This is a genomic window from Haloarcula salina (genome assembly GCF_010119195.1).
Lineage (GTDB): Archaea > Halobacteriota > Halobacteria > Halobacteriales > Haloarculaceae > Haloarcula > Haloarcula salina.
This window is the reverse complement of record NZ_WRXL01000002.1, coordinates 272,073-283,798: the sequence shown is the minus strand read 5'-3', so window position 1 is coordinate 283,798 and position 11,726 is coordinate 272,073. Positions and strand designations below refer to the sequence as shown.

General features: G+C 66.5%; 20 protein-coding genes and 1 tRNA gene. 4 read left to right on the top strand and 17 right to left on the bottom strand.

The window, feature by feature from the left end:
* Positions 1–2: 2 nt before the first annotated feature.
* Genes GM656_RS06395 through GM656_RS06315 form a run of 17 tightly spaced genes read right to left on the bottom strand, consistent with a single transcriptional unit; the run spans position 3 to position 8,804 of the window.
* A complete protein-coding gene (locus GM656_RS06395; RefSeq protein WP_162412836.1) occupies positions 3–395 on the bottom strand; it encodes a 30S ribosomal protein S8 in 393 nt (130 codons plus the stop codon).
* Positions 396–397: 2 nt separating this feature from the next.
* Positions 398–583 carry a 30S ribosomal protein S14 gene (locus tag GM656_RS06390; protein ID WP_162412835.1) on the bottom strand — a complete coding sequence of 62 codons (186 nt, stop codon included), beginning with the start codon at positions 581–583 and terminating at the stop codon, positions 398–400.
* The gene (locus GM656_RS06385) at positions 580–1,113 is read right to left on the bottom strand and encodes a 50S ribosomal protein L5 (protein WP_162412834.1); all 534 of its coding nucleotides are present in this window, start codon (positions 1,111–1,113) and stop codon (positions 580–582) included. Before GM656_RS06385 ends, GM656_RS06390 begins: the two co-directional genes overlap by 4 nt.
* Entirely contained in the window at positions 1,106–1,813 is a 708-nt protein-coding gene (locus tag GM656_RS06380) for a 30S ribosomal protein S4e (RefSeq protein ID WP_162412833.1), read from the bottom strand. Before GM656_RS06380 ends, GM656_RS06385 begins: the two co-directional genes overlap by 8 nt.
* Positions 1,810–2,172 carry a 50S ribosomal protein L24 gene (gene rplX / locus GM656_RS06375; RefSeq protein ID WP_162412832.1) on the bottom strand — a complete coding sequence of 121 codons (363 nt, stop codon included), beginning with the start codon at positions 2,170–2,172 and terminating at the stop codon, positions 1,810–1,812. The genes GM656_RS06380 and rplX overlap by 4 nt, the downstream gene beginning before the upstream one ends.
* Positions 2,173–2,176: 4 nt before the next feature.
* Positions 2,177–2,575, bottom strand: coding sequence for a 50S ribosomal protein L14 (locus GM656_RS06370; protein ID WP_162412831.1), 399 nt, complete (start codon positions 2,573–2,575; stop codon positions 2,177–2,179).
* Positions 2,575–2,928 carry a 30S ribosomal protein S17 gene (locus tag GM656_RS06365; RefSeq protein ID WP_162412830.1) on the bottom strand — a complete coding sequence of 118 codons (354 nt, stop codon included), beginning with the start codon at positions 2,926–2,928 and terminating at the stop codon, positions 2,575–2,577. Before GM656_RS06365 ends, GM656_RS06370 begins: the two co-directional genes overlap by 1 nt.
* The gene (locus GM656_RS06360) at positions 2,919–3,206 is read right to left on the bottom strand and encodes a ribonuclease P protein component 1 (protein ID WP_162412829.1); all 288 of its coding nucleotides are present in this window, start codon (positions 3,204–3,206) and stop codon (positions 2,919–2,921) included. Before GM656_RS06360 ends, GM656_RS06365 begins: the two co-directional genes overlap by 10 nt.
* Complete coding sequence (gene rpmC, locus GM656_RS06355) at positions 3,206–3,421, bottom strand: 50S ribosomal protein L29 (protein ID WP_162412828.1); 216 nt, start codon at positions 3,419–3,421, stop codon at positions 3,206–3,208. The genes GM656_RS06360 and rpmC overlap by 1 nt, the downstream gene beginning before the upstream one ends.
* On the bottom strand, positions 3,418–4,326 hold the full coding sequence (locus GM656_RS06350) for a 30S ribosomal protein S3 (RefSeq protein ID WP_162412827.1): 909 nt from the start codon (positions 4,324–4,326) through the stop codon (positions 3,418–3,420). Before GM656_RS06350 ends, rpmC begins: the two co-directional genes overlap by 4 nt.
* Entirely contained in the window at positions 4,326–4,793 is a 468-nt protein-coding gene (locus GM656_RS06345) for a 50S ribosomal protein L22 (RefSeq protein WP_162412826.1), read from the bottom strand. Before GM656_RS06345 ends, GM656_RS06350 begins: the two co-directional genes overlap by 1 nt.
* Before the next feature lie 2 nt (positions 4,794–4,795).
* Entirely contained in the window at positions 4,796–5,218 is a 423-nt protein-coding gene (locus GM656_RS06340) for a 30S ribosomal protein S19 (protein ID WP_162412825.1), read from the bottom strand.
* Positions 5,215–5,937 (bottom strand): 50S ribosomal protein L2, encoded by a 723-nt coding sequence (locus GM656_RS06335; protein ID WP_162412824.1) that lies wholly within the window; start codon positions 5,935–5,937, stop codon positions 5,215–5,217. Before GM656_RS06335 ends, GM656_RS06340 begins: the two co-directional genes overlap by 4 nt.
* 2 nt (positions 5,938–5,939) lie before the next feature.
* Positions 5,940–6,197, bottom strand: a complete 258-nt coding sequence (locus tag GM656_RS06330; RefSeq protein ID WP_162412823.1) for a 50S ribosomal protein L23 — start codon at positions 6,195–6,197, stop codon at positions 5,940–5,942.
* Positions 6,194–6,934 (bottom strand): 50S ribosomal protein L4, encoded by a 741-nt coding sequence (rpl4p, locus tag GM656_RS06325; protein WP_162412822.1) that lies wholly within the window; start codon positions 6,932–6,934, stop codon positions 6,194–6,196. The genes GM656_RS06330 and rpl4p overlap by 4 nt, the downstream gene beginning before the upstream one ends.
* A gap of 3 nt (positions 6,935–6,937) precedes the next feature.
* Complete coding sequence (gene rpl3p, locus GM656_RS06320; protein WP_162412821.1) at positions 6,938–7,954, bottom strand: 50S ribosomal protein L3; 1,017 nt, start codon at positions 7,952–7,954, stop codon at positions 6,938–6,940.
* A gap of 4 nt (positions 7,955–7,958) precedes the next feature.
* Entirely contained in the window at positions 7,959–8,804 is an 846-nt protein-coding gene (locus GM656_RS06315) for a putative RNA uridine N3 methyltransferase (RefSeq protein ID WP_162412820.1), read from the bottom strand.
* A 346-nt stretch (positions 8,805–9,150) separates the two neighbouring features.
* On the opposite strand from GM656_RS06315, the gene GM656_RS06310 reads away from it, so the two are divergent.
* From GM656_RS06310 to mch, 4 genes are all read left to right on the top strand, one after another.
* Positions 9,151–9,222 (top strand) — tRNA-Gly (locus GM656_RS06310).
* Positions 9,223–9,668: 446 nt separating this feature from the next.
* On the top strand, positions 9,669–10,322 hold the full coding sequence (locus GM656_RS06305; protein ID WP_162412819.1) for an HVO_2922 family protein: 654 nt from the start codon (positions 9,669–9,671) through the stop codon (positions 10,320–10,322).
* A gap of 114 nt (positions 10,323–10,436) precedes the next feature.
* Positions 10,437–10,769 (top strand): MTH1187 family thiamine-binding protein, encoded by a 333-nt coding sequence (locus GM656_RS06300; RefSeq protein ID WP_162412818.1) that lies wholly within the window; start codon positions 10,437–10,439, stop codon positions 10,767–10,769.
* Between the two features lie 24 nt (positions 10,770–10,793).
* Positions 10,794–11,726, top strand: a complete 933-nt coding sequence (gene mch / locus GM656_RS06295; protein WP_162412817.1) for a methenyltetrahydromethanopterin cyclohydrolase — start codon at positions 10,794–10,796, stop codon at positions 11,724–11,726.

Sequence of the window (11,726 nt, the reverse complement as noted above, 5' to 3'; positions counted from 1 at the left end):
TGTTAGTATACGTACGCGATGACCTGGCCACCAACGCCCTCCTCACGAGCCTCGTAGTGGCTCATGACGCCGTGGCTGGTGGTGACGACGAGGGTCCCGTAGTCACGGGCGGGGAGGAACCGCTTCTCCCACTTCTCGAACTCGTCGGCGCCCGCCGAGTAGCGGGGCTTGACCGGGCCACACTCGTTGATGGCTCCTTTCAGTTCGACTTCGAACTCACCGGCTTTGCCGTCGTCGACGAAGCTGAACCCGTCGATGTACCCGCGGTCGTAGAAGACCTCGAGGACGGAACCGATCTCGTTCGAAGCGGGCGATACTGTCTGCTCTAAGTGCCCGACGCTCTCGGCGTTGTTGAGTGCCGACAGTGCGCTGGCGAATGGGTCGTTCCCTGTCATTGTTAGCTGTACTTCTTGAAGCCCATACCCCGCGAAATCTCGCGGAAGCACTGGCGGCACAGCCAGATGTCGTACTTGCCGACGAGTCCCTGTTCGCGCCCGCAGCGCTGACAGGACTCGAGCTGGCCAGTCCGTTCGCTGGCTGCCGTCTCGGAATCGGGCTCGTCTGTGGTTTCACTTTCGCTCATTCGCTCACCTCCACGTCGTAAGTCGACTCGACGAAGGCGACCGCGTCGGCCGGGTTGAGTCGATGGTTCGTCGGAATCGAGCGCGACGCCTTGTCGCGCTTCGCGACACGGTAGCCGGGGCGGACGAGATTGACCGTCACGTCCAGCCCGTAGATTCCGATGCTCGGGTCGTACTCCTGGCTCGGGAACTCGGTGTGTTCCTCGACGCCGAAGCTGAAGTTGCCGGTGTCGTCGAACTGAGTCGCCGACAGGTCGGCGAGCGGCAGCGCGGTCGTGAGGAACTCCTCTGCGATCTCGTCCCGAAGCGTGACCTTCGCACCGATGGGGTCGCCCTCGCGGATGTCGAACTCGCCGACGGTCCGCTTGGCCTTCGTGCGCACCGGCGTCTGGCCGGTGATCTCGCCGAGGATGTCCTCGGCGTTGGCGAGGTCGCGGCCACCGTGGCCGATGCCCATGTGGACGACGACCTTCTCGACGCGCGGTTCGCGCATCTCGTGGAAGTCGCCGCCGGCTTCGCTCTCGCTACTCATCGTCATCACCCGTGAAGTTCTCGTCGATGACGACGACGTACTCTTCGACCGTCTCGAAGCCCTCGCCGTCGTCCTGGGAGACCAACACGTTGTTCTGCGCCGAGCCCGGCGTGACCTGAATCTCGTCGATTTCGCCGATCTCGCCGGCGTGAGCGCCGTCGACGGCGGTGACGAGCGCGCCCTCCTCGTACTCGAAGTGAGCGACGATCTCGCCGTCCTCGTTGCCGACGACGACGGAGTCGTCGACGGCGTAGGTCTGGTCGTCGTCGACGACGAGCGTCTCGCCGTCGTGGAGACCGAGCTGGACGTCCCCGCCCGGGACGCGCGTCTTGGTGACGATCTTGCCGAGCTTGGACTCGGCCGCGTCCGGGTCGATCGCGGTCAGCGCCAGCCGACCGCCCTCGCCGGGGAACACGCGGTAGTACTCCTCGCGCTCGGTGAACGCCAGGATGTCGAACATCCCGACGGGGCGCTCCTCGTCGGAGATGGCCTTGCCGTTGATGAGGACGTTGTCCTCGTTGAGGGCGTAGCGGGCTTCTTTGCGGTTGTCGGCGTAGCCGAGCACGTCCCGCAGGACGATGAGCAGGGGGACCCCCGACTCGCCGTGCGGGCCGGCGCCGGCCTTGACCGTAAACGTCGCCGTCTTGCGCTCTACGGGCCAGCTGTCGGGCACCGAGAGCCGCTTCTGGTGGTTACTCATGCGGAATCATCCTCCGATTCGAGACGCGCCTCGCGCTTCTCGTCGTCGAGGTCCAGATCCGTCACGCGGACGTTCGAGGTGTCCAGCGGTCGCGGGACCTCCTCGCCGTCGGTCTTCTCGAGCGTGACGTCTTCGACGTGGATGACGGCGTCGTCGAGGTCGACGTCGACGACCTCGCCTTCCTCGCCGGCGAAGTCGCCGCGGAGCACCTCGACGGTGTCGCCGGCGTTGACGCGGACGTTGCGCTGCCCGTACTCCTCGCGGAGGTCGTCGGACAGCGTCGCGCGGACCTGCTTGTGCTTCTCGTGAAGCGGCGCGCGTCGTTGACTCGTTCGCTGTTTGTGTGGTTGCTTGCTCATGGTTCTATACGATCATCGTCGCTGCGGATGCCACGCTGCCGTATCGCTGTGCGACTTCCCGTGCGATGGGACCTTTCAGCTCGGTCCCGCGCGGGTCCTCGTTCTCGTCGACGATGACGGCCGCGTTGTCTTCGAACTTGACGCGGGTACCGTCGGGTCGACGGATCGGCTTTCGCTGGCGGACGACGACGGCTTCGAGCACCTGGCGACGCATCTCCGGCGTCCCCTTGGTGACCGAGACCGTGATCTTGTCGCCCAGCCCAGCCTTGGGGTGGCGGTTCTTCGTTCCCGAGTAGCCGTGGACGGAAATGACCTTGAGCTGTCGCGCACCAGTGTTGTCCGCACACGTGATGAGCGAGCCCTTTTCGAGGCCCTGCGTGACGTCAGCACCGAGTGCTTCCATCAGGCATCACCGTCCTGTTCGCCGTCTGTGGGCTCGTCAGAGCCCACGCTGACGACGACGTGGCTTTTCGTTTTCGAGAGCGGTCGACACTCTGCTATCGTGACCGTGTCGCCGACCGCGAGGTCGAGACAGTCGGGTGCGTGAGCCGGAACGCGGCTCCGCCGCTTCATGAAGCGGTCGTACTTGGGCACCTTCACGTCGTACTCGCGCTCGACGACGACAGTCTTCTCCATGTCGGTGGAGGCTACCTCGCCGTCCAGCGTCTGACCGCGCACGGAGAGCTCTCCGTGGAACGGGCAGTTCTGGTCGGCACAGGCTTCCTCCGGTTCCTGTACGTTCAGTCCTAGCGCCATTGTGAATCTCCTGTGTTCTCTGTGCGACGAGCGGGACGGGCGACGAGACGGTCACCCTCCACGCGGACTCTCTCGCCCGCGGGGAGCGCGAACGCGAACGTCGCCGTGTCCTTCGGCACGTGCCACACCCGGTCTGCACCCTCGATGGCAAGCGTCTGGGTCGTCTCGGCGACGACCGTTCCGCTGATGCCGACGGCGTCCACGCTGGACGCGGCGACGACCTCGCAGTCGAGGCCGACGAGTTCGTGACGGGGGAGCGTCTCGGGCGTCAGTGGCATTATTCGTTCTCCTGAAGGTCGCCTTCTTCGCGCTGGACCGTCTTGATCCGCGCGATGGCCTTCTTCAGTTCCTTGATGCGGCCGGGGTTCTCCGGCGCGCCACCCGCGGCCTGCACGGCCCGGGCGTTCAGCAGTTCGGTCTTCAGTTCGTCGAGCTCAGACTCCCGCTCGGCGGGCGTCATGTCGCGGACTTCCTGGACGTGCAGGACGGTCATTCGTCGTCATCCTCCTCGTCCATTTCGTCCATCAGCTCTTCGGCTTCGGCTTCGACGTCTTCGTCGAGTTCCTCGTCGACCGCGTCTTCGAGTTCGTCGACGTCGACGTCCTCGACGTCCTCGTCAGTCGGGACTTCGACGTCCTCTTCGACGATCTCCTCTTCGATGACCTCCTCGTCGACGTCGTCGTCGACTTCCTCGGGGTCGGCGTGGCCGACCTCGGTGGTCTCTGCGTCTTCCTCGGGCTCGCCTTCGAGGAGTTCCTCGACCGACTCGCCGTCGGTGTCGGCGACGTAGTCCTCGACCTCGACGTCCTCGTAGATCTCGAAGTCGTCGGGGAGCTCCGCGTCCGGCGGGATGATCTTCACGCGGACGCCGATGGTGCCGAGCTTCATCACGGCGACGCCGACGCCGCTGTCGACGATCTCCTCGGCGGGCTCGCCATTGTGCTTGACGTAGCCGCGGTTGAACTTCTCCACCCGCGAGCGAGCGCCGGTGACCTTCCCCGAGAGGACGATCTCCGCGCCCAGCGCGCCGGATTCCATGATCCGGTCGATCGTGGTGTGGCCCGCCTTGCGGAAGTACCAGCCACGCTCGAGGGCGTTGGCCAGTCGGTCCGCGACGATGCGGGCGTTGAGATCCGGTTCCTCGACCTCCTGCACGTCGACCTGCGGGTCGTCGAGGTCGAAGCGCTCTTCGAGTTCGGTCGTGATCTTCCGGATGTTCTTCCCGCCCTTGCCGATCACCATACCGGGCTTTTCGGCCTTCAGGACGATCTGGGTCCCCATCGGCGTCTTGGCGACGTCCATGCCGCCGTAGCCGGCGCGACCGAGTTCGTCAGCGAAGAACTCGTCGATCTGGGTCCGCTGGAGTCCGTCCTCGATGAACTGCTGTTCGTCGGCCATTATTCGGCCTCCTCCTGTTCTTCGAGGATGAGTTCCACGTCGACCTGCGGGCTGTTCCACGCCGAGGCGCGCCCCATCGCGCGGGGCTTGCGACCCTGCTGTTCGCCGACCTTGTGGGCGGCGACGTGCATGATCTCCATGGCTTCACCGTCGAAGCCCTGGTGGTCGGCGTTGCCGACGGCGTTCTCGAGCAGGTCCAGGAACGCCTCGCTCGCCTTCTGCGGGTAGCGACCGGCGTCCCAGCCGTCGACCTTGCGCTTGTGGCCGACGCCCGAGTTGTGCTGTTTGAACGGAACGGGCTGGTCGCCCTCGATGACCGCTTCGAGGTAGTCGACAGCCTCGCCGGCCGTCTTGCCCTTGATCGCTCGGGCGATGGCCTTGCTGTGCTTGAAGCTCATCTGCCGCTCCCGGAGCATCGCTTTGGCCGTCGTGTCCGGGTCGGCTTCGACTGAGTAGCTGATTCCCATGATTACTTGAGCGGTACGAACTTCGAGGAGCGTGTTGCCCCGATACCGGCCTGACCGTGTTCGACGCTACTCCGGGTGAGCTGGAACTCACCGAGGTAGTGACCGAGCATCTCGGGCTCGACTTTGACACGCTCGAAGTTCTGGCCGTCGTGGACGGCGAAGGTGAGACCGACCATCACCGGCAGCACCGGCATGTCGCGCAGGTGCGTCCGGATCGGGTCGTTGGCCGTCTCCTCTTCGCCGGCCTCGCGGGCCTTCTCGAGCAGCTTCTGCTTCTCCTCGGTCAGGCCGCGTGTGATACTTCGCCGCTGTCGAGCGGGGAGCAGTTCCGCGACTTCGTCGAGCTCCATCTCCTGCAGCTCGTCGAGCGTGTGGCCGCGGAAGGAGAAATCTCCTTCGTGGCCGATTTGATACTCTGAACTCATTCGTTGCCACCTCGACCTGTTCGCTTCGAGGCGATGTCCCCGACCTTGCGGCCAGGCGGGGCGTTACGCGAAATGGACTTCGGCTTGCCCGGGTGCTGTCGGCCGCCGCCACCGAACGGGTGGTCGACGGCGTTCATCGCGACACCGCGGACGTTGGGCCACTTCGTCCCGCGCGCTTTCATCTTGTGGTACTTGTTTCCGGCCTTGACCATCGGCTTGTCAGTGCGGCCGCCACCGGCGACGACGCCGATGGTGGCGCGACACTGCGGGTCGAGCCGTTTCATCTCTCCGGAGGGGAGCTTGACGACCGCGACGTTGCGGTCGTGGGTGAGCAGCGTCGCGTTGACGCCGGACGCGCGGGCGAACTTCCCGCCGTCGCCGGCGCTGGCCTCGACGTTGCACACCGGGACCCCTTCCGGGATCTCGGCGAGCGGGAGCGTGTTCCCGGGCGCGATCTCGGCGCTGACGCCGACCTGTAGTTCGTCGCCCACGCCGACGCCTTCCGGCGCGAGGACGAGGCGGCGGTCGCCGTCCTCGAACTCGACTGCGGCGACCGGAGCCGAGCGGGCCGGGTCGTGCTCGATGTCGACGACCGTGCCGGCGATGACGTCGCCGTCCTCGACCTTGCGGTGCTCCAGATCAGCCTTGTAGCGGTGCGACGGGGCGCGGAACGTGGAGGTCCCGCGGCCGCGCCGTTGCCCTTGGATTCGTCGTCCCATCGTTAGAACACCCCGATCCTGGAGGCGACTTCCTGGGCGTCGTCGTCCTCGGAGAGGCGAACGACGGCCTTCTTCTCGCCGTCCATCGTGTTCTGCGTGTTCACGCTCTCGACCGTCACCTCGTACTGCGCCTCGACGGCGTCGGCCACGTCGGTCTTGCTCGACCGGTCGTCGACGACGAACTGCAGCTTGTTCTGGAAGTCCATGTCGTTCATGGCCTTCTCGGTGACGTGCGGGTACTTGATGACGTCCCAGCTCATCTGTCGGCCACCTCCGCGAGTGCGGACTCGGTGAAGACGGTGAGTCGGCCGGGCTGGCCGCCGGGGGCCAGGTCCTCCGCGTTGACCTCCTGTGCCGTGGCCACGGTGGCCCCGGCGAGGTTGCGGGCGGCCGTCGACGGCTCGTCGCTGGTGACGAACAGAATCGAGGAGGGACGGCGGTACTTCCGGCCGCGGCCCTTCCCCTGTCCGGCCTTGATCTTCGTGTCGTCGGCGCGGTCGATGTCCGCGTGGACGGACAGCGCCTCCAGCACGTCGACGACTTCCTGCGTCTTGACCAGGTCCTCGAAGTCGTCGGAGACGACGACGGGGACCTCGTCGCGGTCGAAGTCGTGGCCGCGCTCGGCGACGAGGTCGGCGTCGGCCGTGGCGGCCAGCGCCGAGCGAACGGCCAGTTGCCGTTCCTTGTCGTTGAGGTCGATCGAGCGGTCCTTCTCGGCTTTCGGCGGGTGGGCGCGTCGCCCCTTGACCGCCTGCGGGACGCGGCGGGCGCGGCCGTCCTGCTTCGGGACGTGCGCCTGACCGCGACCGCTACCGAAGGACTCGGCCGGCGTTCGGAGGCCGGCGTACTCGTCGGACCCGTAGTCCTGCTTCCGGTTTGCCTGGGCGGCGCGTACGGCCTTGGCGATGAGGTCGGACCGAACCGGCGTCTCGAAGACGTCCGGCAGGTCGACCTCGCCGTCGGCGTCGCCGTCCAGGTCGTAGATTGTTGCCTGCATGGGTTATCCCTGGTTCGATTCGGTGGAGACGTAGCGCACCTCGGGGTCGAGGCGCGGCTGGTCGTTCGGACGCACTGCGGGCCGGAAGCGCACCAGGCGCTTGTCCGGGCCGGGCACGGAGCCCTTCACGAGCGTGTAGGACCCGTCGACCTCGCCGTAGTTGACGAAGCCGCCGTCGACGGAGGGCTCGTCGCCCTCGCCGATGTCGACGAGGCGCTTGTTCAGCTCGGTGCGCTGGTGGTAGCCGGTCTGCCCCTGCTGGGGGACCGTCGAGCGCACGCGGGACGGGTTCCACGGACCGAGGTTTCCGATCCGTCGACGCCATCCCTGGCGGGCGTGCTTGCCCTTCCGCTTCTGGACGCCCCAGCGCTTGACGGGACCCTGGGTCCCCTTGCCCTTCGTGACACCGGCCACGTCGGCGTACTCGCCGGCGCGGAAGATGTCGTTCATGGCGTGCTCGCCGCCGTCGGCGACGAGGTCGAGCGCGTAGTCGAGGCGGTCCGAGACGGAGCCGCCGCCGACGCGAGTCTCCATCACGTCGGGCTTTTTCTTCGGGACGTTCGGGACGGCGTCAGGGACGGTGTGCGTGATAAGTCGCACGTCCCCGAGAGTACCGGCCTCGAGTGCGTCTCGTACCTGTTCCTCTGCAGCGTCCGGATCGTGGTCCTCCGGAACGTCCAGTGTCCGATCGAGTTCCGAGTGGAACTCGTCGGTCCAGACTTCCGTCAGCGGACGCTGACCGTACGGCGTGTCTTCGTACGCACGCAGGGCGACGGCGCGCATCGGCGGCGTCTCGACGACCGTCACGGGGACGGTCTCCTCCATCCCCTCGCGGGGGGAGTTGGGCTCGTCGTTGACGAGCACGACGTGGGTCATGCCCGCCTTGTAGCCGGCGAACCCCTGGACGCCCGGCTGGCCGTCGTCGGACGGCCAGCTGTTGAAGCGAGGCGTCTCGCTCGTCGAGCGCTTGCGCGGGCCGAAGCCCAGCGAGCCTTTGCGTGGTCTGCTTGGTTGTGGCATTCGTTTACTCCGTGAGGGTTAGACAGGCGAGGGAGGCGAACAGAGCTTCCTCCGTTCGCACGACCTCGCTGCCCTGGTTCGGAACCGTATTCAGCCAGAGGTCGAACCCTGCTGGATCGTCGTCTGTCTGGTCTCCCCCGACGGCGTCCGGGGCGACGTCGAGTATCGACGGTAACCCGCGCTCGGGTGCCCCGAAGGCGACGGTCATGCCGCCCTCGGCGTCGCGCCGCTCGGCCAGCTGGCCGAGACGGGTCGACGTTACCGGCTCGCCGTATCGCGAGGACGCGATAGTGTGCCCGGCATCGTCGCGCGAGAGTGCCGCATCGAGGTCCGCGGCGACAACGTCGAATCCCGACTGTGGGACGTCGACGAGTTTCGCCCGGACCGGCCGTCGCGAAGAGACCCTGACGGTCACGCGCTCCCCCTCGCCCGCGTCCAGTCCGTCTGGAACGGGGAGGGAGATCGGGTGTTGCATGCCGCAATTGACCCGGACGCGCCCATCAGCTCCGACCTCGGTCACGATTCCCTGTCTTAACGACCCCGAACCCTCAGATCCGGAGCCGGTCTGTGAACGCACGCGGAGCGGCGGCAGGACGCCGACGTACTCCAGTTCGTCCCGCTTATCCCACATCTCCTTTCGGAGGTGCGGGGGCGTCGCGGCGTACCGCAGCACGGTTTCGACGAACCCGTCTTCCCACTTGCCCGCCCCGTCAGGGTCGGGGTACACTGTCAGCCGATCCACCCGGAAGACCGCGGCCGCGCGGGCCACGTATCCGAGCTTGCGAGTTGCCTCGCGTCTGTCTTCGGCTTCCCGTGCGAGGGAAGACGGCACGAGTACGCTGGTCGTCATGCCGTGACGCTTCCACGTCGCGCCACTAGACTGTGCCGGTATCTCCCCTTCCCGTCCTTAAAAAGACCGCGTTTCGCGCTCGCGGTGCGGCGCGTTCACATGGTCCGTCATGCCGCCTCGAGACCGAACGCGCGGTTCGAACCGTTGCCGCTTTCGAAAGTCCATGTCGTGTGACCACAACACACGCTCCCCGAAGGTCCGGCGGGGCGATTGGCCTCACTTCCCACGGTTTTCCCGGAAAACGGAAGGCTTTTTACTATCACCCTCCCCAGATTTGATTGCAACGAGGCGTTGCGCGCTGGTACCGAGCGACCGACGGTCGCGAGGGTCAGGGCGAACGAAGTGCGCGCTGGTAGTGTAGTTGGTATCACGTGACCTTGCCATGGTCACAACCTGGGTTCAAATCCCAGCCAGCGCATTTCTACTGACGCTGACCGACGAGCGCAGCGAGTCGCGTCGCGAGACGAAATCGTCCTGATTTGAACGCTACGAGGAGCGCGCAGCGACCAGCGTGAGCGAGCATTTCTCGGTCCGGGTCAAATCCCAGCCAGCGCAGTTCTACGGTGAACAATCCCGTCGAGTACCGCGTCGCGTGTGCGTGTCTTCCGTGAGTCGTGAACTCGCACTCGGATTTGAGTCGCGGAAATTCGACCGTAGCGAGGATTTGCACCGGGTTCAAACACCGACAGACTTCGTCTGTCGGGAATCGCAATCGCTCCGCGATTGCTCACTCCCAGCCAGCGCATTTCTGTCGAACGCAACTCCCGAGCGGACGGTCCGCCGAATCGCTCGGTTCGCCCGGGTCGGAACTCGGGCCCGGTTTGGGAATACCATTATCTGTCGACCGGTCGATTGTTCGGCCGCATGACAGACGAGACGGTCCACGAGTCGTCAGAGAAGCGCAGTCGAAGAGGAATCGCGTCGTACTTCCGGCGGCTGGCGGACGCACTTGGCCGCGGCGAGCCCGTTCCGGCAGACGACGAACAGACTGTGACGGTCGACCCACCGGCAGAAACCGACCTGGCGGTCGAGATCGAGCGCGCGGACGACACCGTCAGCCTCGATATCCAGATGGAGTGGCCCGCGGACGCGGGCGAGATCGACACGGACGCCCAGGCGAGCTTAGCGACGTTCGAGGTCTACGAGGACAGCGCCGAACAGTGGCGCTGGCGACTCGTCCACCGCAACGGGAACATCATCGCCGATGGTGGCGAGGGGTACGCATCGAAGCAGAAGGCCAAACAGGGCCTCGAAAGCGTCAAGAAAAACGCTCCCGGCGCGTACGTCGTCGACCAGACGAGAGACGACGAGCCGGAGACGCCCGCAGAGGGCGGTAGCAAGGCGACGTTCGAACTGTTCGAGGACAGCGAGGGCAAGCCGCGCTGGCGGCTCCGCCACGACAACGGCGACATCATCGCGGACTGCGGCCAGGGCTACGCCTCGAAGCAGAAGGCCAAGCAGGGCCTCCGAAGCGTTCAGAAGAACGCCCGCGGCGCACCTGTCGAGGACGCCGAGTAGGCCACAGCGTCCCGCCCTGCGGGAAGGGCAGTTCGCTCCGTCCCGACTCGCGATCCGGCAAGGGCCGTGGAGCCAAGGAGCAATATTTAGTCACAGGCGCGCGTGCGAACGCGCATGACCTGTATCGGGTTCCTCTCGGTCGCACCGGTCATCGAAGACAGCATGTCGCCGTACGTCGCGGACGCCGTCGCGGCCCTCGACGACTTCGACGTGGAGTACGAGACGATGCCGATGGGGACGATCATCGAAGCGGAGGACAGCGAAGAGTTGTTCGCTGCCACCCACGCCGCCCACGAGGCCGTCGGCGCGCAGAGCGACCGAGTGAGCACGTTCCTGAAGGTCGACGACAAGCGGACCGTCGACCAGCGGGCGAGCGACAAAGTGGACGCCGTCGAAGACCACCTCGGCCGCGAGGCCCGCAGCGGCGCGTCCGAAGGTGGAGATTAAAGGGGAGGGTGCCAAAGACCGCGCATGGACAGCCTCAATCGGATGGCCACGGAACTTATCGACGAGGCCATCGACTTCGCCGACGAACTCACGATAGACGTACACGCGCTCGACGGCGACGCCGCGGTGCTCGACTTCGGCGTCGAGGTCCCCGGCGCTGTCGAGGCCGGGATGTTGCTCGCGGAGATCCAGACCGCCGGCCTGGCGACGGTCCAGTCGACGATGGACACCGTCGACGGCGCGCCGCTGACCCACGTGGAACTGGCGACCGATCACCCGGCGCTCGCGCTGCTGTGCTCGCAGAAGGGCGGCTGGGAGCTCGCCGTCGACGGCTTCGAGGGGCTCGGGAGCGGCCCGGCCCGCGCGCTCGTCGCGGAGGAAGACGCCTTCCAGCGGATCGGCTACCGCGAGGACGCCGACTTCGCCGTGCTGGCCGTCGAGACGGACGAACTCCCGGACGAAGCCGTTGCGAGTCGAGTGGCCGAGCGGACCGGCGTCCCCGAGACCGGCGTGTTCCTCCCGTCGTTCGCGACCGCGAGCGTCACCGGAAGCGTCGTCGCCGCGGCCCGAGCCGCCGAACTCGCCGTCTTCCGACTGACCGAACTCGGCTACGATCCGGTCTCGGTGCTGTCGGCCAGTGGCCGCGCGCCGGTCGCGCCCGTCGCCGGCGACGAGGCGACGGCGATGGCCCGAACCACGGACGCGCTGGCCTACGGGAGTGAGGTCCACCTCACCGTCGACGAGCCGTTCGACCGCTTCGAGGAGGTCCCGTCCGTCGCGGCCGCGGAGTACGCGGAACCGCTCGAAGGCGTCTTCGAAGACGTTGACTGGGACTTCGCGGAGCTCCCGGTCGAACTGTTCGGCCCCGCCGCGGTGACCATCGACGTCGTCGGCGACGACACGCACGTCGTCGGCGGGACGCGCGACGACGTGCTGGCCGAGAGCTTCGGCCTCTGA

What these genes read in the sequence shown, in the direction of transcription:
- GM656_RS06395 (WP_162412836.1), bottom strand. Translation starts at nt 395, where the DNA reads ATGACAGGGAACGACCCATTCGCCAGCGCACTGTCGGCACTCAACAAC.
- GM656_RS06390 (WP_162412835.1), bottom strand. Translation starts at nt 583, where the DNA reads ATGAGCGAAAGTGAAACCACAGACGAGCCCGATTCCGAGACGGCAGCC.
- GM656_RS06385 (WP_162412834.1), bottom strand. Translation starts at nt 1,113, where the DNA reads ATGAGTAGCGAGAGCGAAGCCGGCGGCGACTTCCACGAGATGCGCGAA.
- GM656_RS06380 (WP_162412833.1), bottom strand. Translation starts at nt 1,813, where the DNA reads ATGAGTAACCACCAGAAGCGGCTCTCGGTGCCCGACAGCTGGCCCGTA.
- rplX (WP_162412832.1), bottom strand. Translation starts at nt 2,172, where the DNA reads ATGAGCAAGCAACCACACAAACAGCGAACGAGTCAACGACGCGCGCCG.
- GM656_RS06370 (WP_162412831.1), bottom strand. Translation starts at nt 2,575, where the DNA reads ATGGAAGCACTCGGTGCTGACGTCACGCAGGGCCTCGAAAAGGGCTCG.
- GM656_RS06365 (WP_162412830.1), bottom strand. Translation starts at nt 2,928, where the DNA reads ATGGCGCTAGGACTGAACGTACAGGAACCGGAGGAAGCCTGTGCCGAC.
- GM656_RS06360 (WP_162412829.1), bottom strand. Translation starts at nt 3,206, where the DNA reads ATGCCACTGACGCCCGAGACGCTCCCCCGTCACGAACTCGTCGGCCTC.
- rpmC (WP_162412828.1), bottom strand. Translation starts at nt 3,421, where the DNA reads ATGACCGTCCTGCACGTCCAGGAAGTCCGCGACATGACGCCCGCCGAG.
- GM656_RS06350 (WP_162412827.1), bottom strand. Translation starts at nt 4,326, where the DNA reads ATGGCCGACGAACAGCAGTTCATCGAGGACGGACTCCAGCGGACCCAG.
- GM656_RS06345 (WP_162412826.1), bottom strand. Translation starts at nt 4,793, where the DNA reads ATGGGAATCAGCTACTCAGTCGAAGCCGACCCGGACACGACGGCCAAA.
- GM656_RS06340 (WP_162412825.1), bottom strand. Translation starts at nt 5,218, where the DNA reads ATGAGTTCAGAGTATCAAATCGGCCACGAAGGAGATTTCTCCTTCCGC.
- GM656_RS06335 (WP_162412824.1), bottom strand. Translation starts at nt 5,937, where the DNA reads ATGGGACGACGAATCCAAGGGCAACGGCGCGGCCGCGGGACCTCCACG.
- GM656_RS06330 (WP_162412823.1), bottom strand. Translation starts at nt 6,197, where the DNA reads ATGAGCTGGGACGTCATCAAGTACCCGCACGTCACCGAGAAGGCCATG.
- rpl4p (WP_162412822.1), bottom strand. Translation starts at nt 6,934, where the DNA reads ATGCAGGCAACAATCTACGACCTGGACGGCGACGCCGACGGCGAGGTC.
- rpl3p (WP_162412821.1), bottom strand. Translation starts at nt 7,954, where the DNA reads ATGCCACAACCAAGCAGACCACGCAAAGGCTCGCTGGGCTTCGGCCCG.
- GM656_RS06315 (WP_162412820.1), bottom strand. Translation starts at nt 8,804, where the DNA reads ATGACGACCAGCGTACTCGTGCCGTCTTCCCTCGCACGGGAAGCCGAA.
- GM656_RS06305 (WP_162412819.1), top strand. Translation starts at nt 9,669, where the DNA reads ATGACAGACGAGACGGTCCACGAGTCGTCAGAGAAGCGCAGTCGAAGA.
- GM656_RS06300 (WP_162412818.1), top strand. Translation starts at nt 10,437, where the DNA reads ATGACCTGTATCGGGTTCCTCTCGGTCGCACCGGTCATCGAAGACAGC.
- mch (WP_162412817.1), top strand. Translation starts at nt 10,794, where the DNA reads ATGGACAGCCTCAATCGGATGGCCACGGAACTTATCGACGAGGCCATC.